At 33.0% G+C, this 754-nt stretch carries 2 pseudogenes; both read left to right on the top strand.

Annotated features, from left to right (window positions below):
- Nucleotides 1–203 (top strand): annotated as a pseudogene (locus TY19_RS12575) (IS5/IS1182 family transposase); the annotation flags it as partial.
- Between the two features lie 310 nt (nt 204–513).
- Nucleotides 514–754, top strand: a pseudogene (locus TY19_RS02055) (hypothetical protein); the annotation flags it as partial.

The raw sequence follows: 754 nt of genomic DNA, 5'->3' as shown, positions 1-754 counted from the left end.
AAGTCAGGGAATGCAAGTGGTGATTCCTCCACGAAAGAATCGCATAACTGGTCGAGAATACGATAAAGATCTCTATTAAGTTAAGGCATTTGGTGGAAAATGCATTTTTACATTTGAAGCGCTGGAGAGGAATAGCGACCCATTATGCAAAGAACACAGCCTCATTCTTGTCTGCAGTCCATATTAGATGTATTGCTATATATGGGCAGGGCAGAAGTCTCGTGACTACACTATCTAGAAATGGAAAATTTAATCTTAAACAGATGAATTTATGCGGACTTAAGGCATTTTCAAATCAAAAACTAAGGAGTTTATGTTTGAACCATAGTTTATGTTTGAACCATATTGATCCTTATTTGTTTTTTTAATAACTCTTCATTGATAAAATAAAACTTTCTCTTAAAACGTGACTGCCTATTTTATCTCATAATTATTGCAATAATTTTTATTTATAAATAATATTGTTAAAACATTTATAAATTAAAATTTATTTCACTCATTGGGATGGTCATTTTGAATATTTCTAATTCTGGGTTTAATCCTAGTTATCTTGTCCATAAAACGACTCCATCTTACTATCCCCCTCAAGACATTAACGATCAAGTTGAGAATGAAAATACCCCCTTAGACAATCCTTTGGCTAATACAGAAAAAACTAGTGCACCAACGATTCCAGCTCCCGATCCTTCAGTTTCATCTGAAGAAATTCAATTAAACTTTCAAGAGGGAACTTCTCTGATTATTTCTCATTCTC

The sequence above is a fragment of the Candidatus Protochlamydia sp. R18 genome (assembly GCF_000648255.1).
Taxonomy (GTDB): Bacteria; Chlamydiota; Chlamydiia; order Chlamydiales; family Parachlamydiaceae; genus Protochlamydia; species Protochlamydia amoebophila.
The sequence above is the reverse complement of the archived record's forward strand: the minus strand, read 5'-3'. Positions and strand labels throughout refer to the sequence as shown.